Origin of the sequence: Dactylosporangium sp. NPDC005555 (assembly GCF_040605635.1) — a bacterium.
Taxonomy (GTDB): domain Bacteria; phylum Actinomycetota; class Actinomycetes; order Mycobacteriales; family Micromonosporaceae; genus Dactylosporangium.
The window spans coordinates 117,535-135,273 of sequence record NZ_JBEXDG010000023.1 but is presented as its reverse complement, the minus strand read 5'-3'; the positions used below and the strand labels follow the sequence as shown (position 1 = coordinate 135,273).

Below are 17,739 nucleotides of genomic sequence, written 5' to 3'. Positions count from 1 at the left end.
CCGCTCCCTAGTACTTCAGCAGGTTCGCGTCGTCGACGCTTGCGGAGCGTCGAGTCCGGAAGATCGACATGATGATCGCCAGGCCGACGACGACCTCGGCCGCCGCGACGACCATGACGAAGAACGCCATGATCTGGCCGTCGAGCGTGCCGTTGATGCGGCTGAACGTGATCAGCGCGAGGTTGGCCGCGTTGAGCATGAGCTCGATGCACATGAACAGCACGATCGCGTTGCGCCGGATGAGCACGCCCACCGCGCCGATCGTGAACAGGATCGACGCCAGGACGATGTAGTACGTCGGTGTCACTTCTCGGTCCCCTTCGGTGCGACGTCTGCCGACGTCAACTCCCGGGTCGGGAGGATCTTGGAGATGCTGCGGTCCGACGGCGTACCGTCGGGCAGCCGCGCGGGCGTCGCCACCGAGTCGGAGGTGGAGAACACGCCCGGGCCGGGCTTCGGCGCGGGGTAGTTGCCCGGCTGGAACCGGGCGAGCATCCGCTCCGGCTGGCTGATCTTCTCTTCCTTGCGCTTCTCGATGTGCGCCAGGATCATCGCGCCCACCGCCGCCGTGATCAGCAGCGCCGACGTCACCTCGAACACGAAGACGTACTTGGTGAAGATGAGCCTGGCCAGGCCGGTCACGTTGCCGGCGGCGTTCGCCTCGGTCAGCCCCTTCGGGGCGCTGCCACTGAGCCCGCGGTACAGCCCGATCCCCAGCAGCAGCGAGAGGCCGACGCCGAGCAGGATGGCCACCATCCGCTGGCCGCGCAGTGTCTCGATCAGCGAGTCGGAAGAGTCCCGGCCGACGAGCATGAGCACGAACAGGAACAGCATCATGATGGCGCCGGTGTAGACGATGATCTGCACCATGCCGATGAACGGGCCGGCCTGCAGGACGTAGAACACGCCCAGGCACATCATCGAGATCACCAGGAAGAGCGCGGAGTGCACCGCGTTGCGTGCCCAGACCATGCCGATGGCGCCGAGGACCGCGATCGGGGCGAGGATCCAGAAGGTGACGGCCTCGCCGCCCTTCACGGCACCCGAGGCGGCCAGCAGCTCCAGGGAGAGGTTCACGCCTGACCCCCCTTGTAATGCTCGGCACCCGCGGACGTGCCGGGGTTCTCGAGCGCGCCGACGTAGTAGTCCTTCTCGGTGTCGCCGAGGCGCATGTCGTGCGGCGGCCGCTCCATGCCCGGCAGCAGCGGCGCGAGCAGCATCTCCTTGGTGAAGATGAGGTCGCGCCGGTTGTCACGGGCCAGCTCGTACTCGTTGCTCATGGTCAGCGAACGCGTCGGGCAGGCCTCGATGCACAGGCCGCAGAAGATGCAGCGGGCGTAGTTGATCTGGTACGTCTGGGCATACCGCTCACCGGGCGAGAAGCGCTCGTCCTCGGTGTTGTCGGCGCCCTCGACGAAGATCGCGTCCGCGGGGCAGGCCCACGCACACAGCTCGCAGCCGATGCACTTCTCCAGGCCGTCCGGCCACCGGTTGAGGATGTGCCGGCCGTGGTACCGCGGGGCCGGAGGCTTGCGCTGCTCCGGGTACTCCTCGGTGACCACCTTCTTGAACATGTGCGAGAAGGTGACCCCGAATCCCTTGAGGGTTCCACCGATGCTCATGCGTTCTCCTTGCCGGTCGAGACGGGCTCCCGCTCGACGAGTACGCGCTTGGCCCGAGGACTTGGCGGGACCTCAAGGTTGAGTGGCGGCAGCGGGAAGCCCTTGCTGCCACCGACCCGGCCGCCCGGGTGTGCCTTCGGCATCTCGACGACCGTGGCGTTGCGCCGCGACAGGGCGACCGCGACGAAGCCGAGCGCTAGGGCCGCGAGGATGATCGCGACGGAGACGCCGAACTTGACACCGGAGCTGAGACTGTCGCTGTTGATCGTCAGCAGGATGCCGGCGAGGGTCAGGATCCAGATCAGGTTGGCCGGGATCAGGACCTTCCAGCCGAACCGCATGAACTGGTCGTAGCGGAGGCGGGGCAGCGTGCCGCGCAGCCAAACGAAGACGAACAGCAGCAGCAGGACCTTGATGGTGAACCAGAGGACCGGCCACCAGCCCTGGTTGGCGCCGTCCCACAGCGAGATCGGCCACGGTGCCCGCCAGCCGCCGAGGAAGAGCGTCGTGCACAGGCCGGAGACGGTGACCATGTTGATGTACTCGGCGAGGAAGAACAGCGCGAACTTCAGCGAGGAGTACTCGGTGTGGAAGCCACCGACCAGCTCCGACTCGGCCTCGGGAAGGTCGAACGGGGCCCGGTTGGTCTCGCCGACCGCGGAGGTGAAGTAGATGAGGAAGCTCGGGATGAGCAGGATGCCGTACCAGGCGGGAAGGTCCGCCTGCCAGCCGCCGATGTCGACGGTGCCGTTGCCGGCCTGCCCCGCGACGATCTCGGAGGTGGACATCGTGCCCGACACCAGGAAGACCGAGACGATCGACAGGCCCATCGCGACCTCGTAGGAGATCATCTGGGCGCTGGAGCGCAGGCCGCCGAGCAGCGGGTAGGTCGAGCCGGAGGCCCAGCCGCCGAGGACGATGCCGTAGATGCCCATCGACGAGCAGGCCAGCACCAGCAGGACCGCCACCGGGATGTCGGTGAGCTGCAGCGGGCTGTGCGTACCGAAGATCGACACCGTCGGGCCGAACGGGATCACCGAGAACGCGGTGAACGCGCAGACCGTGGAGATCACCGGCGCGAAGAAGAAGACGACCTTGTCCGCGAGCCGCGGCATGATGTCTTCCTTGAACGCCAGCTTCAGGCCGTCGGCGAGCGACTGGAGCAGGCCGAAGGGGCCGTTGCGGTTGGGGCCGGGCCGGACCTGCATCCGGGCGACGACCTTGCGCTCGTACCAGATGGCGAAGAGCGTCATGACGACCAGGAACGCGAAGATCACGACGACCTTGGCGAGCACCAGCCACCAGGGGTCTTTGCCGAACTGGTCGAGATTGTCGGCGAGGATCATGACTTGGTACCCCCAGTGCTGATCTCGACCAGCGCACCTTCGGCGACGCCGAGCGTGCGGCGCAGGGTCGAGCCGGGTGAGTTCGTCGGGACCCAGACGACCCCGTCGACCATGTCGGTGACCAGCGCCGGCAGGGTGATCGCGCCCCGCCCGGTGCCGACCGTCACCGCGTCACCGTCGGCGACCCCGAGGTCGGCGGCGGTGCTCTTGGAGATCCGCACGACCGGCGTGCGGGCGGTGCCGGCCAGGTGGCCGTCGCCGTCCTGCAGCGAACCGTTGTCGAGCAGGTGGTGCCACGACGCGAGGACCGCCTGGCCGCTCGCGGGCGAGGCGGCCGAGCCGGCGGCGACCGTCGGGACCTCGGCCCGGACGCTGCCGCGCAGCGCGGTGCCGGACTCGGCGGTGCCGGGCAGCGGCAGCTCCGCGAGCGTGGCGAGCTGCGCCCGCGCCGCGGCGACGTCGCCGACGCCCAGCTCGATGCCGAGCTCACGACCGAGCGCGTCCAGGACGCGGGCGTCGCTCATCGCGGCGGTCTTGAGCACCGTGCCGAACGGGCGGACCCGGCCTTCCCAGTTGACGTAGGCGCCGGTCTTCTCGACCGCGGGGGCGATCGGCAGGACCACGTCGGCGCGCTTCGCGACGGCGCTGAGCCGAAGCTCCAAGCTGACCACGAAGCCGACGGCGGCGAGCGCCTCCTCAGCGGCGATCGGGTCGGCCAGGTCGGCCGGGTCCACCCCGCCGACGAGCAGGCCGCCGAGCTGACCGGACTTCGCGGCCGCGATGATCGCGTCCGTGTCGCGGCCCGACGCGCTGGGCAGGACGCCCGCGTCGAGCTGCCACGCCGCCGCGACCTCGCTGCGCGCCGCCGGGTCGTACACCGGGCGACCACCGGGCAGGAGGGTCGGCAGGGCACCGGCCTCCACCGCACCGCGGTCACCCGCGCGTCGCGGCACCCAGGCGAGCTTCGCGCCGGTCTCCTCGGCGATCCGCGCCGCGGCGGACAGGCCGCCCTCGACGCTCGCCAGCCGCTCGCCGACGAAGAGGATCGCGCTGTCGGCCGACAGCGCCTCGCGCAGCTGCTCGGACGCGCCGAGCACCTCCGCCTCGGCGCCGGGCACGGTGAGGATGACGGTCGCGCCGAGCTTCTCGAACCCGCGGCTGACGAACGGGGCGAGCGCGTAGCTGGCCAGTCCCCGCTTCAGGTAGGTCTTGCGGGCCCGCAGGTAGATGATCGGGCACTCTTCCTCGGGCTCCAGCCCGACGAAGACGACCGCGCCGGCCCGCTCGATGTCGGCGTACGTGACGTCGACGCGGCCGGCGACCGACGAGCCGAGGAACTCGGTCTCCTCGGCGGACAGCGGGCGGGCCCGGAAGTCGATGTCGTTGGTGCCGAGCGCGACCCGGGCGAACTTCGAATACGCGAACGCGTCCTCGACCGTCAGCCGGCCGCCGGTGAGGACGCCGACGCCGCCGTTGTCCTTCGCCGCGGCGAGGCCGGCGGCCGCGACCGTGAGGGCCTCGGGCCAGCTCGCCTCGCGCAGCTCACCGGTCTTCGCGTCGCGCACCAGCGGCTTGGTCAGCCGGTCGGTGGCGTTGGTGTACTGGAACGCGAAGCGGCCCTTGTCGCAGTTCCACTCCTCGTTGACCGCCGGGTCGTCACCGGCCAGGCGGCGCATGACCTTGCCGCGGCGGTGGTCGGCCCGCTGGTCGCAGCCGGCCGCGCAGTGCTCGCACGCGTTCGGCGTGGAGACCAGGTCGAACGGCCGGGCCCGGAAGCGGTACTGCGCACTGGTCAGCGCGCCGACGGGGCAGATCTGGATCGTGTTGCCGGAGAAGTACGAGTTGAAGGGGGCGTCGTCCTCGGGCGACTCCGGGTTGCCCCGGAAGACGCCGATCTGCTCGTTGGACGAGCGCTCCATCAGGTCGATGAACTTGTCGCCGGCGATCTCGTCGGAGAAGCGGGTGCAGCGCTGGCACAGCACGCACCGCTCACGGTCGAGCAGCACCTGGGTGCTGATCGGCAGCGGCTTCGGGTATTCCCGCTTGTGCTCGACGAACCGGCTCTCGGACTGGCCGTTGCTCATCGCCTGGTTCTGCAGGGGGCACTCGCCGCCCTTGTCGCAGACCGGGCAGTCCAGCGGGTGGTTGATCAGGAGGAACTCCATGATGCCCTCTTGGGCCTTCTTGGCCACTTCGGAGGTCATCTGGGTGCGGACCACCATGCCCTCGGCCACCGGCTGCGTGCAGGAGGCGACCGGCTTGCGCTGGCCCTCCACGTCCACGAGGCACTGGCGGCACGCGCCGGCGGGAGCCAGCAGCGGGTGGTCGCAGAAGCGGGGGATGGAGATGCCGATCTGCTCGGCGGCCCGGATGACGAGGGCGCCCTTGGGTGCCTCGACCTCGATGCCGTCGATGGTCAGCTTGACCGTGTCGACCTTCGGAACGACGTCCGTCATCAGTGGGCTCCTACCAGTTCGCCCTTGAACATCGGGGACTTGCGGCCCTCGATGTAGTCCAGGTAGTCCTGCTTGAAGTACTTGATCGAGGACGTCACCGGGCTGGTCGCACCGTCGCCGAGCGCGCAGAACGAGCGCCCGAGCAGGTTGTCGCAGGCGTCCAGCAGGGTGTCGAGGTCCTGGTGGGTGCCCTGGCCGGCGAGGATGCGGTGCAGGATCCGCACCATCCAGTAGTTGCCTTCGCGGCACGGGGTGCACTTGCCGCAGGACTCGTGGTGGTAGAAGGCGATCCACCGGTAGGTCGCGTAGACGATGTCGTCCTGGTTGGAGAACACCTGGACGGCGGTGGTGCCGAGCATCGTGCCGACGCTCATCATGCCTTCGAAGTCCATCGGCGTGTCGAGGTGCTCGTCGGTGAGCATCGGCGTCGACGAGCCACCCGGCGTCCAGAACTTCAGCTCGTGGCCGGGCTGCATGCCGCCGGCCAGGTCGATGAGCTGCCGCAGCGTGACGCCGAGACCGCACTCGAACTGGCCGGGGTTGTTGACCCGCCCCGAGACCGAGTAGATCTTCGGGCCGGGCGACTTCTCGGTGCCCATGCTGCGGAACCAGGCCGAGCCGCCGAGCACGATGTACGGAACGCTGGCAATCGTCTCGACGTTGTTGACGACCGTCGGCGAGGCGTAGAGCCCGTGCGTCGCGGGGAACGGCGGGCGCAGCCGGGGCTGGCCGCGGTAGCCCTCCAGCGAGTCCAGCAGGGCGGTTTCCTCGCCGCAGATGTAGGCGCCGGCTCCACTGTGGACGACCAGGTCGAGGTCGAAGCCGGTGCCGAGGATGTTCTTGCCGAGGTACCCCTTGGCATACGCCTGCTCGACCGCGGCCCGCAGCCGGCGGGCGGAGTGCACGGCTTCGCCGCGGATGTAGATCGCGGCGAAGTTGGCCCGGATCGCGTAGGAGGCGATGATGACGCCCTCCACCAGCGAGTGCGGGTCCGCCATCATGAGCGGCAGGTCCTTGCAGGTGCCCGGCTCACCCTCGTCGGCGTTGACCACGAGGTAGTGCGGCTTGCCGTCGTTCTGCGGGATGAAGCCCCACTTCATGCCGGTGGGGAAGCCGGCGCCGCCGCGGCCGCGCAGGCCCGAGTCCTTGACCAGCTGGATCAGCTCGTCGGGGTGGGCCTTGAACGCCTTGCGCAGTGCCGTGTAGCCGTCGAGCCGCTCGTACACGTCGATCTTCCACGCATCGGGCGACAGCCAGCGCTTGGTGAGCACCGGCGTCAGCTTCGACAGCGACTCCTGGGAAGGCTGGTAGTCGAGGGTCACGGCTTCGCCTCCTCCTTCTGTGGGAGCGGACCGTCACCGGCCGGCTTGGCGTCCGACGCGGGCTTCGGCATGGTCTCGACCGGCTTCGGCGCCGACTCTTCCTTCTTGGCGATCGGCGTCTCGGGGTCGAAGCCCGGCACCGCGATGCCGAAGCGCTCCGCGAGCCGGTTGCCGGCGAGGGTCGGCCCGCCCGCGGGGCCGTCGGCGATGACGTCGTCGCCCCGGTCGTCGGCGAAGCCGGCCAGCTGGACGGCCATCTCCTTGAGCGTGCAGAGCCGGGTGCCGCGGGTCGGCTGCGGGCGCTCGTCGTTCTGCAGCTGCTTGACCAGGCTGAGCGCGCTGTCCGCGGTGATCTGGTCGAAGAACTCGTAGTTGACCGTCATCACCGGGGCGTAGTCGCAGGCGGCCAGGCATTCGGCGTGCTCAAGCGTGATCTTGCCGTCGGCGGTCGTCTCGTCGTGCCCGACACCCAGGTAGTCGTGCAGCGCCTCATAGGCCTTGTCGCCGCCGAGGACGCCGCACATGGTGTTGGTGCAGACGGAGACCAGCCAGTCACCGGTCGGCTTGCGCTTGTACATGGTGTAGAACGTCGCCACGGCGCCGACCTGCGCCTTGGTGATGCCCAGGATCTCGGCGCAGAAGGCGATACCCTCCGGCGAGACATACCCCTGCTCCGACTGCACGAGGTGCAGCAGCGGCAGGAGCGCCGAGCGCGAACGGCCCTCGGGATACCGCGCGATGATCTGCCGCGCACGTTCGTGCGTGACCTCACTGAACGCCATTAACGATCACACCCACCCATGACGGGGTCGAGCGAGGCGCCGCCCACGATGACGTCGGCGAGCAGTCCGCCCTCGGCCATCGCCGGAATCGCCTGCAGGTTGATGAAGCTGGGCTCGCGGTAGTGCACCCGGAAGGGGCGGGTGCCACCGTCGGAGACCGCGTGCACGCCGAGCTCGCCGCGGGGCGCCTCGATCGGCACGTAGACCTGACCCGCTGGGACCCGGAAGCCCTCGGTGACCAGCTTGAAGTGGTGGATCAGGGCCTCCATCGACTGGCCCATGATCTTCGCGACGTGGTCGAGGGAGTTGCCGAGGCCGTCGCCGCCGATGGCCAGCTGCGCCGGCCAGGCGATCTTCTTGTCGGCGACCATGATCGGGCCGGGCTCGAGGCGGTCCATGGCCTGCTGAACGATCCGCAGCGACTGGCGCATCTCGTTGAGGCGGACCTTGTACCGGCCCCACGCGTCACCGGTCGGCTCGGTGGGGACCTCGAAGTCGTAGGTCTCGTAGCCGAGATACGGCTGCTGCTTGCGGATGTCCCAGCCGAGGCCCGCGGAGCGCAGGACCGGGCCGGTGATCCCCAGCGCCAGGCACCCGGTCACGTCCAGCACCGCCACGCCCTGGGTGCGCTCGCGCCAGATGGTGTTGCCCGAGAGCAGGTCCTCGTACATGTCGATGCGCTCGGGCATCCAGCCGAGGAACTCGCGGATCTTCGCGAGCGCCTCCTCGGGGACGTCCTGCGCGACGCCGCCGGGCCGCACGTACGCCATGTTCATCCGCAGACCGGAGACCATCTCGAAGATGTCGAGGATGTATTCCCGCTCACGGAACCCGTAGATCATCATCGACAGGGCGCCGAGCTCCATACCGGTCGTCGCGAGCCACACGAGGTGGGACGCGACCCGGTTGAGCTCCATCATGAGCACGCGGATGGTCGTGGCACGCGGCGTGATCTGGTCCTCGATGCCGAGGAGCTTCTCGACCGCCATGCAGTAGCCGGTCTCGTTGAAGATCGGCGCCAGGTAGTCCATGCGCGTGACGAACGTGGTGCCCTGCGTCCAGTTGCGGAACTCGAGGTTCTTCTCGATGCCGGTGTGCAGGTAGCCGACGACGGTGCGGGCCTCGATGACCGTCTCGCCCTCGAGCTCCAGGACCAGGCGGAGCACACCGTGGGTCGACGGGTGCTGCGGGCCCATGTTGACGACGATGCGCTCCTCGGAGCCCGCCTCGTTGACGACCGTGTCCCAGTCGCCGCCGGTGACGGTGAAGACCCGGCCTTCCGTGGTGTCCCGAGCGCTTGCGTAATCGGTGCTCACTGGTAACTCCTCCGCTGGTCCGGCGGTGGGATCTCGGCGCCCTTGTACTCGACCGGCACGCCACCGAGCGGGTAGTCCTTCCGCTGCGGGAAGCCCTCCCAGTCGTCGGGCATGAGGATGCGGGTCAGGTTGGGGTGGCCGTCGAAGACGATGCCGAACATGTCGTACGTCTCCCGCTCCTGCCAGTCGGCGGTCGGGTAGATCTGGGTGACGCTCGGCAGGTGCGGGTCCTCGGTGGTGATCGCGGCCTCAAGCCGGATCCGGCGGCGGAACGTCATCGAGGTCAGGTGATACACGGCGTGCAGCCGCCTGCCGTCGGAGCCCAGGTAGTCCACGCCGGACACCGACGAGAGCAGCTCGAAGCGCAGCGCCGGGTCGTCGCGCATGATCTGCGCGACCTCGGCGATGCGCTCGGGCACGATGTGCAGCGTCAGCTCGCCGCGGTCGACGACGACCCGCTCGATCGCGTCGTTGAAGCCCGGATAGGCCTCTTCGAGCCCGTCGACGACCTCGTCGAAATATCCGCCGAACGGCCGCGGGGAGTCCAGCTCGACCTCGCGGCGCCGGCGCAGACCGCCGAAGCCGGACGTGTCGCCGGTGCCCTGCACGCCGAACATGCCCCGCCCTGCGGCACTGGACGGCGGAAGCTGCGCCGGGGCGCCGAGCTCGGCACCGACCGGTTCTACCTCAGTCACTTCGCTCCTCCGGACAGGTTCGCCCGCTCTTCCATCCACTTCTGGATGCGCAGCTGCTCCTCGCGGCCCTGGGCGACGGCCTTGGTCCACTCGGCGCGCTTGACCTTGTCGAAGCGGTAGCTCGACGGCATCGCGCCCGGGGCCACGATCGGCGCGCCGTCGCGCTCGATCCGCGCCTCGATCATGCGGCGGCGGCGGTCACCGAGCGGCTCGGCCATGACCTTGTCGTGCAGCCGCAGGATCGCGTCGATCAGCATCTCGGGCCGCGGCGGGCAGCCCGGCAGATACATGTCGACCGGCACGATGTGATCGACGCCCTGCACGATCGCGTAGTTGTTGAACATGCCGCCGCTGGACGCGCAGACGCCCATCGAGAGCACCCAGCGGGGCTCCGGCATCTGGTCGTAGATCTGGCGCAGGACCGGGGCCATCTTCTGGCTGACCCGGCCGGCGACGATCATCAGGTCGGCCTGGCGGGGGCTGGCCCGGAAGACCTCCATGCCGAAGCGCGCCAGGTCGTAGCGGGCGGCGCCGGTCGCCATCATCTCGATGGCGCAGCAGGCCAGACCGAAGGTGGCGGGCCAGAAGCTCGCCTTGCGCGACCAGTTGACCAGCTTCTCTACGGTCGTCAGCAGAACGCCGGTAGGTACCTTTTCCTCGATGCCCATGGCTCAGTCCCAATCCAGCCCGCCGCGCCGCCACACGTAGGCGAACGCGACGAACACCGTGACGATGAACAGGACCATCTCCACGAACCCGAAGAGCCCGAGCATGCCGAAGTTCACGGCCCAGGGGTACAGGAAGATGATCTCGATGTCGAAGACGATGAAGAGCATCGCGGTCAGGTAGAACTTGACCGGGAAGCGACCACCGCCGACGGGCTGCGGAGTGGGCTCGATGCCGCACTCGTAGGCGTCGAGCTTCGCCTTGTTGAAGCGGCGTGGCCCGACGAACGGCGCCGCCGCCACCGAGAACAGGGCGAAGCCTGCGGCGAGGGCGAAGAGTCCGAGAATAGGTACGTACGGCGCGAGCGACATCGTGCTGCTCCGTCCTTTCGGCGAGCCCGGCGGGGCTGCCGCCCCGGGGGACCACTCAAGCTGTATGCGGTTTAAACACTATTCGGTGCGGTCCGGACCGCTTCGTCCGGGGCATTGCTTTTGGCTGTTCAGTTGTGGTTTTCGGGTTGTGCGCGTCTTTGTCTGACTGTGGGTGCTATGCCGCTGTCAGGCTGCGGGCGCGATGCGGGTCATCGCGTTGATCACACGGTCCATGGCGTCGCCGCCTCGCGGGTCCGTGAGGTTGGCGAGAAGCTTCAGCACGAACCGCATGAGCATGGGGTGCGGCATGCCGTGCTTGGTGGCCATCCGCATCACCTGCGGGTTGCCGATGAGCTTCACGAAGATGTTGCCGAGCCGGTAATAGCCGCCGTAGCGCGCCTTGAGCTCGGTGGGGTAGTTGGCGAGCACCCGCTCGCGCGAGGTGCCCTGCGGGCGGGCCAGGGCCTGGATGGCGATCTCCGCCGCGAGCTCGCCGGACTCCATCGCATACGCGATGCCCTCACCGTTGAACGGGTTGACCATGCCGCCGGTGTCGCCCACCAGCAGCACACCCCGGGTGTAGTGCGGCACCCGGTTGAAGCCCATCGGCAGTGCGGCACCCTGCGGCTTGCCCTCGGCGTTGGCCGGGTCGGCCAGGCCCCACTCCGCCGGCGTGTTGGCGACCCAGTCGGAGAGCAGGTTCTTGTAGTTGGTCTTGCCATAGGCCACGCTGCTGTTGAGCACGCCGAGGCCGACATTGACCCGGCCGTCGCCGAGCCCGAAGATCCAGCCATAGCCGGGCAGCAGGTTGTCGCCGGACTCCTTGCTCCGCAGCTCCAGCCACGACTCCAGATAGTCGTCGTCGTGCCGGGCGGCACTGCGGAAATACTGACGGACCGCGACACCCATCGGCCGGTCCTCACGCTTGGCGATGCCCAGCGCGAGGGCGAACCGGCCGGAGACCCCGTCGGCCGCGATGACCAGGGGCGCGCGGAACTCCAGCGGCTCCTTGTCGGGCCCGGTGGCGGTCACGCCGATCACGCGGCCCGTGCGGTCGAGGACCGGCCCGGTCACCGGGGTGCCCGTGCGCAGGATCGCACCCGCGTCCGTCGCCGCCGTCGCCAGCATCTGGTCGAAGTCCATGCGGGTGCGGGTCAGGCCATAGTCCGGGAAGCTGGCGAGGTCGGGCCAGTCGAGCTCGAGCCGGATGCCACCGCCGATGACGCGCAGGCCGCGGTTGCGCAGCCAGCCCTTCTCCTCGGTGGTGTCGACGCCCATCTTGATGAGCTGCTTCACCGCGCGGGGGGTCAGGCCGTCGCCGCAGACCTTCTCCCGGGGGAACTCGGTCTTCTCCAGCAGCAGCACCCGCAGCCCGTGCCGGGCCAGGTGGAACGCGGCGGCCGAGCCGCCCGGTCCGGCGCCGACGACGATGACATCTGCGTCTTGTCGAGTCTCGGTCACAGCCGTCACCTCCCGCCCCTTCAGGCTCGTGAAAGTCTTCACAAAGTCACTCTGTTGGGAGTCTAGAACCGTGACAAGGCCGTCTGTCGGTTAGGCGACCCTAAGTTTTCACCCGAGCGGTCACCTAGATCCGCAAATGGGACGACAGGGCAGTGGACGGTCCAGTTCGACACTTGGCTAATCGTGATCATGGCCGTGGGTTATCCACAGAAAATTGTTGCGCGTCGACAGTGGGTCGGCGTGTGACGATCCTCGGTCATCATGAACCCCGGGCAGCCGGACCGTGACCGGCTCGACGCATATGCCGCTGACCAACGCGGACTGTTTACTCGTACACAGGCCTTGAGCTGCGGTTATACAAATCCGCGGATCAGGACCAAACTGCAGGCCGGCGATTGGACAGCTGTCGTTCGCGACGTGTTCGCCGACCGCGGGCTCCCGGTCACCCCACGCCTGCGCGACGTCGCCGCCCAGCTCGCCCTCCCCGGCGCCGTGCTCGCCGGCCCTTCCGCCGCTCGCTGGCACGGCTGGGACGTGCCGAGCAGCGAGACCTTCGTGGCATTCCTCTCCCGGCGTCCACGCCTGCGCCACGTGCACGTTCTGCAGCAGGAGGTGCTGGAGACCGACGTCTGCGTCGTGGACGGCCTGCGCAGCACCACCCCGTCCCGCACGGTCTACGACTGCGCCCGCGTCCTGCCCGACGGCGCGGCGTCCGCTTTGCTCGCCACCGCCCTACAGGAGTGCTGGACGACCATGCCAGACCTGGCGACCCGCATCCGCGACGCGACCGGCAGGCACGGGACCCCGCGGCTGGTCCGGCTGATCCGGGTGGTCGCCCTGGGCAACCGCACCTCGGCCCAGAAGCTCGCGGGCAAGCTGCTGCAGCGGGCCGGGATCTGGGGCTGGTCACCCCACGAGCCGATCAGCGACCGCTGGGGGCTGATCGGCCTGGGCGACCTGGTCTTCCCCGAGGCCAAGCTGGTGATCGAGCTGGGCATCGACGAGCTGGAGCCCGCACCGTTGCGGGAGCGGCACACCAGGCTGGCCGCGGCGGGCTGGACGGTCGTCAACTACTCCTGGAGTGACCTGACGACCCGGCCGTCGGACCTGGTGGCGGAGCTGCGCCAGCACCTGGACCGGCTGACCCCGGTCCGCTGGTGACCACCATGCCGCCACTGCCGCTTGTGCGTCGTCCTGCCTGGCGTGCGCTGCTCCACCGGAAACCCCGCCCGGCCGCCCTGCCGCCGCCGCAGGTGACTGTCGCCACGTGCGGGCCCGGCAGGCGGGCTGGGCCCACGCGCCGGTCGCCGCAGCCAGGAGCGGTCGCCGCAGCCGGGCAGCCTCGCACGCAGGCCGGCGCGCTTGGCCAGACGCGGGACGCCTCACACAAAGGCGAGCCGGACGCGGAAGCCTCGCACGCAGGCCGGCGCGCTTGGCTAGATGCGGAAGCCTCGGTGGAGGGCTACGACGCCGCCGGTGAGGTTGCGCCAGGCGACCTTGCGCCAGCCGTTGGTGGTGATGCGGGCGGCGAGGGATTCCTGGTCGGGCCAGGCGCGGATGGATTCGGCGAGGTAGACGTAGGCGTCCGGGTTGCTGGAGACGCGCTTGGCCACCTGGGGGATGGCCTTGACGAGGTAGCCGAGGTAGGCGCCGCGGAAGGGGCGCCAGGTCGGGTGGCTGAACTCACAGATGACCAGGCGGCCGCCGGGCTTCGTCACGCGGGCCATCTCACGCAGCGCGGCGTCGGTGTCGACGATGTTGCGCAGGGCGAAGGAGATGGTGATCGCGTCGAAGGTCTCGTCGGCGAAGGGGAGAGCGAGGGCGTCGCCGGCAATCAGCGGCACAGCGGGGCGCTTGGCGTGACCGGCCTGGAGCATGCCGATGGAGATGTCGAGGCCGACAGCCTGGGCGCCGGACTTGGCGAGCTCCTCGGTGGAGACGCCGGTGCCGGCGCCGAGGTCGAGGACGCGTTCGCCGGGCTTGAGGCCGAGGGCGAGGCGGGTCTCGCGGCGCCAGATGCGGTCCTGGCCGCCCGAGATGACCGTGTTGGTGAGGTCGTAGCGCTTGGCGACGCCGTCGAACATGGCGGCGACCTCGTGCGGCTCCTTGTCCAGCGACGCGCGGCTCATGACGACACCGGGGTCAGCGGGATGGAGCGGCCTGCGCCGCCGCCGGGGATGGCGATCGAGGAGAAGTGTGACTGCACGCGGTCATCCGTGGGGTCGTCGGCGGGGGTCCAGTGGACCTGGAGGTGGCGATACTGCGTGTCGCGCTGCGCCGGGATGCGGTCCGCGTCGCGGATCATCTGGACCAGCTCGGTGAGGCGGGAGCGGTGGCGGGCGCCGGCGGAGGAGATGACGTTCTCCTCCAGCATGATCGAGCCGAGGTCGTCGACGCCGATGTGCAGCGACACCTGGCCGACGTCCTTGCCGGTGGTCAGCCACGAGGACTGCAGGTGCGGGATGTTGTCGAAGAACAGCCGCGCGACCGCGACGATCCGCAGATATTCGAGGCTGGTCGCCTGCGTGCGGCCCTTCAGGTGATTGTTCTCCGCCTGATACGTCCAAGGGATGAACGACCGGAAGCCGCCGACGGACCCGGCGAGATCCGCCTCGGCGGTATAGCCGTTGGCGACGGCCTTGTCCTGGACGTCGCGGATCATGCGCAGGTGCTCGATGCGCTCGGCGTTGGTCTCGCCGGTGCCCATCATCATCGTGGCGGTGGAGGAGACGCCGAGGCGGTGGGCCTGGGTCATGACCTCCAGCCAGCGCTCGCCGGACTCCTTGAGCGGGGCGATGGCCTTGCGGGGGCGCTCGGGCAGCATCTCGGCGCCGGCACCGGCGATGGAGGCGAGGCCGGCGGCCTTGATCCGCAGGATCGCGTCCTCGATCGAGACGCCGGAGACCTTGGCCATGTGCAGGACCTCGGACGGCCCGATCGAGTGGATGACCAGCGAGGGGAACGCCTGGCTGACGGCGGAGAAGAGCTCCTCGTAATACTCGACGCCATACTCCGGGTGATGGCCGCCCTGCAGCATGACCTGGGTCGCGCCGAGGTCGACGGCCTCCTGGCAGCGGTGCAGGATCTCCTCGGTGCCGTGGGTCCAGCCCTCGGAGTGCTTGGGCGCCCGGTAGAAGGCGCAGAACTTGCACGCCGTCACGCAGACGTTGGTGTAGTTGATGTTGCGGTCGATGAGATACGTGACGACGTTGTCCGGGTAGCGGCGGCGGCGCACGGTGTCGGCCGCCTCGCCGAGCGGGTGGAACGGGGCGTCGGTGTAGAGCAGCAGCGCCTCTTCCGCGCTGATCCGCCCGCCGTCGGCCGCACGCTGCAGGATGTCGCTGATCACCGGAGTCTCCGTCACAGCTTCGAGACTACGTGGGTTCACCTGGCGGACGGCAGGCCCCCGCAACCTCGCGTGCCTAGGATCACCAAGTGACTGACATGCGCTATCGACGCCTCGGCTCCTCCGGGCTCACCGTCTCCGTGGTCGGCATCGGCTGCAACAACTTCGGCGGCCGCATCGGCGCGGACCGCGCGGCGGGCGTCGTCCACGCCGCGATCGACCACGGCGTCACCCTGTTCGACACCGCCGACGTGTACGGCGCGACCCCGGGCGCGTCCGAGGAGGCGCTCGGCGCCGCCCTCGGCAAGCGGCGGGACGAGGTCGTCGTCGCCACGAAGTTCGGCATGGACGCGCGCGGCGCGAACGGGCCCGACTGGGGCGCACGGGGCGGCCGGCGGTACATCGCGAAGGCCGTCGACGCGTCGCTGCGACGGCTGAACACGGACTACATCGACCTGTACCAGCTGCACGCCCCCGACCCGCACACGCCGATCGAGGAGACCCTCGACGCGCTCAACGACGCCGTTAAAGCCGGAAAAGTCAGATATATCGGGCACTCGAACTTCAGCGGCTGGCAGACCGCCGACGCGGCGTGGACCGCGCGGACCAGGGGCCTCACGCCGTTCGTCAGCGCCCAGAACTACTACTCCCTGCTGGAGCGCAGCGTCGAGAAGGACCTGGTCCCCGCCCTGGAGCACTACGGCGTCGGGCTGCTGCCGTTCTTCCCGCTCGCCCACGGTCTGCTGACCGGCAAATACAAGAAGGGCCAGGCCGCCCCCGAGGGCACCCGCCTCGCGCGTGACGGCTTCGACAAGGTCCTCGCCGCCGCACCGTGGGACACGATCGAGCGCCTCGAGACGGTCGCCCAGGAACGCGGCGTCGACCTGCTGACCGTCGCGATCGGTGGCCTGGCCGCGCGGCCGGCGGTCGCCAGCGTGATCGCCGGCGCCACCAGCCCCGAGCAGGTCAAGGCCAACGTCGCGGCCGGATCCTGGGTCCCCACCGAGGAGGATCAGGCCGCGATCGAGGCCGCCCTCACAGCGTGATCGCTCCGACAACGTCCAAAGACGGCGTCGCGGAGCCGCCGGCGGGTTCCCTGGTGACGGCAAAGGTCGGCGCGACAGAAGTGATGTACTGCCGCCCGGACCCACCCGGAATGACACCCACAGGCTGAGGACCGGCGCCGCCGATCATCCACAGCTGATAGTCCTTGTCAGCGCCAGGATCGGCCAGGCCGTCCAGCACGGCCACCGCCGCGTTGCGCGACGGCGACACGATCAGCGTCACCCGGCCGCCCGCCATCTCGGAGGAGACCAGGCGGGCGTCCGGCGCGGCGAGGACCGCGTCGATCCGCGCGTTCTCCTGCTGTACGCCGTGCTGCGCGACCGTCCAGGTGCCGACTCCGACGCCGGCGGCGAGCACCGCGGCGGCCACCGCGCCGACCGTCCACCGCACCAGGCGCGATCGCCCAGACCGCCCCGCTCCGGCGGCACTCCGGCGAGGTCGCTCCTGTGCCGTGCGGCCGATCTCCGCCAGGACCGACTCCCGCAGCCGCGGAGGGGGCGCCTCGGCGACGGCATGCGTCAGCCACGACGCGGTCTCCCGCAGCTCGGCCACCTCGACCGCGCACGCCCCGCACTCCCGCAGATGCCGGTCGAACGCGGCCCGCTCCAGATCGTCCACCGCGTCGAGCGCATAGGCGCCCGCCAGCGCGTGGATGTCCACCGTCTCGGCCATCAGAACGCCACCCCCAAGCAGTCCCGCATGCGGATCAGCCCGTCGCGCATGCGTGTCTTGATGGTCGGCAGAGCGGCGCCGAGCAGGTCGGCGACTTCGCGGTAGCTGTTGCCGTTGTAATACGCGAGGGTGATCGCCTCGCGCTGCAGGTCGGTGAGGCCGTCGAGACAGCGGCGCACCTGCTGCTGCTCGATGCGGGCGGTCGCCGCCTCGACCACGTCGTCGTACGGGGTGTCGACGCTGCGGGCGGCCACCCGCTGCGCCCGGTCGTTGCTGGCCTGCTCGGCCCGGACACGGTCGACGGCCCGGCGGTGCGCGATCGTGAAGACCCAGGCCGTCGCGGAGCCGCGGGCGCCGTCGAAGCGGCCCGCGTTGCGCCACACCTCGACCATGACCTCCTGGCAGACCTCTTCGGACTGGGCGGGGTCACGCAGGACGCGGCGGATCAGTCCGTACACACGTGCCGACAGCAGGTCGTAGAGCTCGGCGAAGGCCCGCTCGTCGCCGCGGGCCACCTTGCTCAGCAGCTCGTCGGCGTCGACGCGCCGCTGCGGGGCCGGCACGGCGACGAGCCGCTGGGTCGGCAGCTCCTCGTGATCGGGTCTCATATCGCTCATTC

General features: G+C 69.6%; 18 protein-coding genes. 2 read left to right on the top strand and 16 right to left on the bottom strand.

The window, feature by feature from the left end; genetic code table 11:
• Positions 1-7: 7 nt before the first annotated feature.
• The 12 genes from nuoK to ABZS58_RS25810 form a co-directional block, all read right to left on the bottom strand.
• Complete coding sequence (gene nuoK, locus ABZS58_RS25865; protein ID WP_354785637.1) at positions 8-307, bottom strand: NADH-quinone oxidoreductase subunit NuoK; 300 nt, start codon at positions 305-307, stop codon at positions 8-10.
• Positions 304-1,077 carry an NADH-quinone oxidoreductase subunit J gene (locus ABZS58_RS25860; protein WP_354785635.1) on the bottom strand — a complete coding sequence of 258 codons (774 nt, stop codon included), beginning with the start codon at positions 1,075-1,077 and terminating at the stop codon, positions 304-306. The genes nuoK and ABZS58_RS25860 overlap by 4 nt, the downstream gene beginning before the upstream one ends.
• Entirely contained in the window at positions 1,074-1,622 is a 549-nt protein-coding gene (gene nuoI, locus ABZS58_RS25855) for an NADH-quinone oxidoreductase subunit NuoI (RefSeq protein WP_344509025.1), read from the bottom strand. The genes ABZS58_RS25860 and nuoI overlap by 4 nt, the downstream gene beginning before the upstream one ends.
• Positions 1,619-2,968, bottom strand: a complete 1,350-nt coding sequence (nuoH, locus tag ABZS58_RS25850) for an NADH-quinone oxidoreductase subunit NuoH (protein ID WP_354785632.1) — start codon at positions 2,966-2,968, stop codon at positions 1,619-1,621. Before nuoH ends, nuoI begins: the two co-directional genes overlap by 4 nt.
• Positions 2,965-5,424 carry an NADH-quinone oxidoreductase subunit G gene (locus ABZS58_RS25845; RefSeq protein ID WP_354785630.1) on the bottom strand — a complete coding sequence of 820 codons (2,460 nt, stop codon included), beginning with the start codon at positions 5,422-5,424 and terminating at the stop codon, positions 2,965-2,967. Before ABZS58_RS25845 ends, nuoH begins: the two co-directional genes overlap by 4 nt.
• A complete protein-coding gene (gene nuoF, locus ABZS58_RS25840) occupies positions 5,424-6,746 on the bottom strand; it encodes an NADH-quinone oxidoreductase subunit NuoF (RefSeq protein ID WP_354785628.1) in 1,323 nt (440 codons plus the stop codon). The genes ABZS58_RS25845 and nuoF overlap by 1 nt, the downstream gene beginning before the upstream one ends.
• On the bottom strand, positions 6,743-7,528 hold the full coding sequence (nuoE, locus tag ABZS58_RS25835) for an NADH-quinone oxidoreductase subunit NuoE (RefSeq protein WP_354785626.1): 786 nt from the start codon (positions 7,526-7,528) through the stop codon (positions 6,743-6,745). The genes nuoF and nuoE overlap by 4 nt, the downstream gene beginning before the upstream one ends.
• Complete coding sequence (locus ABZS58_RS25830; protein ID WP_354785624.1) at positions 7,528-8,844, bottom strand: NADH-quinone oxidoreductase subunit D; 1,317 nt, start codon at positions 8,842-8,844, stop codon at positions 7,528-7,530. The genes nuoE and ABZS58_RS25830 overlap by 1 nt, the downstream gene beginning before the upstream one ends.
• Positions 8,841-9,539 carry an NADH-quinone oxidoreductase subunit C gene (locus tag ABZS58_RS25825; protein ID WP_354785622.1) on the bottom strand — a complete coding sequence of 233 codons (699 nt, stop codon included), beginning with the start codon at positions 9,537-9,539 and terminating at the stop codon, positions 8,841-8,843. The genes ABZS58_RS25830 and ABZS58_RS25825 overlap by 4 nt, the downstream gene beginning before the upstream one ends.
• Complete coding sequence (locus ABZS58_RS25820; protein ID WP_354785620.1) at positions 9,536-10,207, bottom strand: NADH-quinone oxidoreductase subunit B family protein; 672 nt, start codon at positions 10,205-10,207, stop codon at positions 9,536-9,538. The genes ABZS58_RS25825 and ABZS58_RS25820 overlap by 4 nt, the downstream gene beginning before the upstream one ends.
• A 3-nt stretch (positions 10,208-10,210) precedes the next feature.
• Positions 10,211-10,576 carry an NADH-quinone oxidoreductase subunit A gene (locus ABZS58_RS25815; RefSeq protein ID WP_354785618.1) on the bottom strand — a complete coding sequence of 122 codons (366 nt, stop codon included), beginning with the start codon at positions 10,574-10,576 and terminating at the stop codon, positions 10,211-10,213.
• Positions 10,577-10,762: 186 nt separating this feature from the next.
• Complete coding sequence (locus ABZS58_RS25810) at positions 10,763-12,037, bottom strand: geranylgeranyl reductase family protein (protein WP_354785616.1); 1,275 nt, start codon at positions 12,035-12,037, stop codon at positions 10,763-10,765.
• 417 nt (positions 12,038-12,454) lie between these two features.
• On the opposite strand from ABZS58_RS25810, the gene ABZS58_RS25805 reads away from it, so the two are divergent.
• A complete protein-coding gene (locus ABZS58_RS25805) occupies positions 12,455-13,198 on the top strand; it encodes a hypothetical protein (protein ID WP_354785614.1) in 744 nt (247 codons plus the stop codon).
• A 275-nt stretch (positions 13,199-13,473) separates the two neighbouring features.
• On the opposite strand, the gene ABZS58_RS25800 is transcribed toward ABZS58_RS25805, so the two are convergent.
• Both ABZS58_RS25800 and mqnC read right to left on the bottom strand, forming a co-directional pair.
• The gene (locus ABZS58_RS25800) at positions 13,474-14,166 is read right to left on the bottom strand and encodes a demethylmenaquinone methyltransferase (protein WP_354785612.1); all 693 of its coding nucleotides are present in this window, start codon (positions 14,164-14,166) and stop codon (positions 13,474-13,476) included.
• Positions 14,163-15,401: a cyclic dehypoxanthinyl futalosine synthase gene (gene mqnC / locus ABZS58_RS25795; RefSeq protein WP_354785610.1), complete on the bottom strand. Its 1,239-nt coding sequence runs from the start codon at positions 15,399-15,401 to the stop codon at positions 14,163-14,165. The genes ABZS58_RS25800 and mqnC overlap by 4 nt, the downstream gene beginning before the upstream one ends.
• A gap of 80 nt (positions 15,402-15,481) precedes the next feature.
• On the opposite strand from mqnC, the gene ABZS58_RS25790 reads away from it, so the two are divergent.
• Positions 15,482-16,429 (top strand): aldo/keto reductase, encoded by a 948-nt coding sequence (locus ABZS58_RS25790; protein WP_354785665.1) that lies wholly within the window; start codon positions 15,482-15,484, stop codon positions 16,427-16,429.
• Here ABZS58_RS25790 and ABZS58_RS25785 read toward each other — a convergent pair.
• Together ABZS58_RS25785 and sigK are read right to left on the bottom strand one after the other, a co-directional pair.
• Complete coding sequence (locus tag ABZS58_RS25785) at positions 16,419-17,120, bottom strand: anti-sigma factor (RefSeq protein ID WP_354785608.1); 702 nt, start codon at positions 17,118-17,120, stop codon at positions 16,419-16,421. The genes ABZS58_RS25790 and ABZS58_RS25785 overlap by 11 nt on opposite strands.
• Positions 17,120-17,728 (bottom strand): ECF RNA polymerase sigma factor SigK, encoded by a 609-nt coding sequence (gene sigK, locus ABZS58_RS25780; protein ID WP_354785606.1) that lies wholly within the window; start codon positions 17,726-17,728, stop codon positions 17,120-17,122. Before sigK ends, ABZS58_RS25785 begins: the two co-directional genes overlap by 1 nt.
• Positions 17,729-17,739 lie beyond the last annotated feature (11 nt).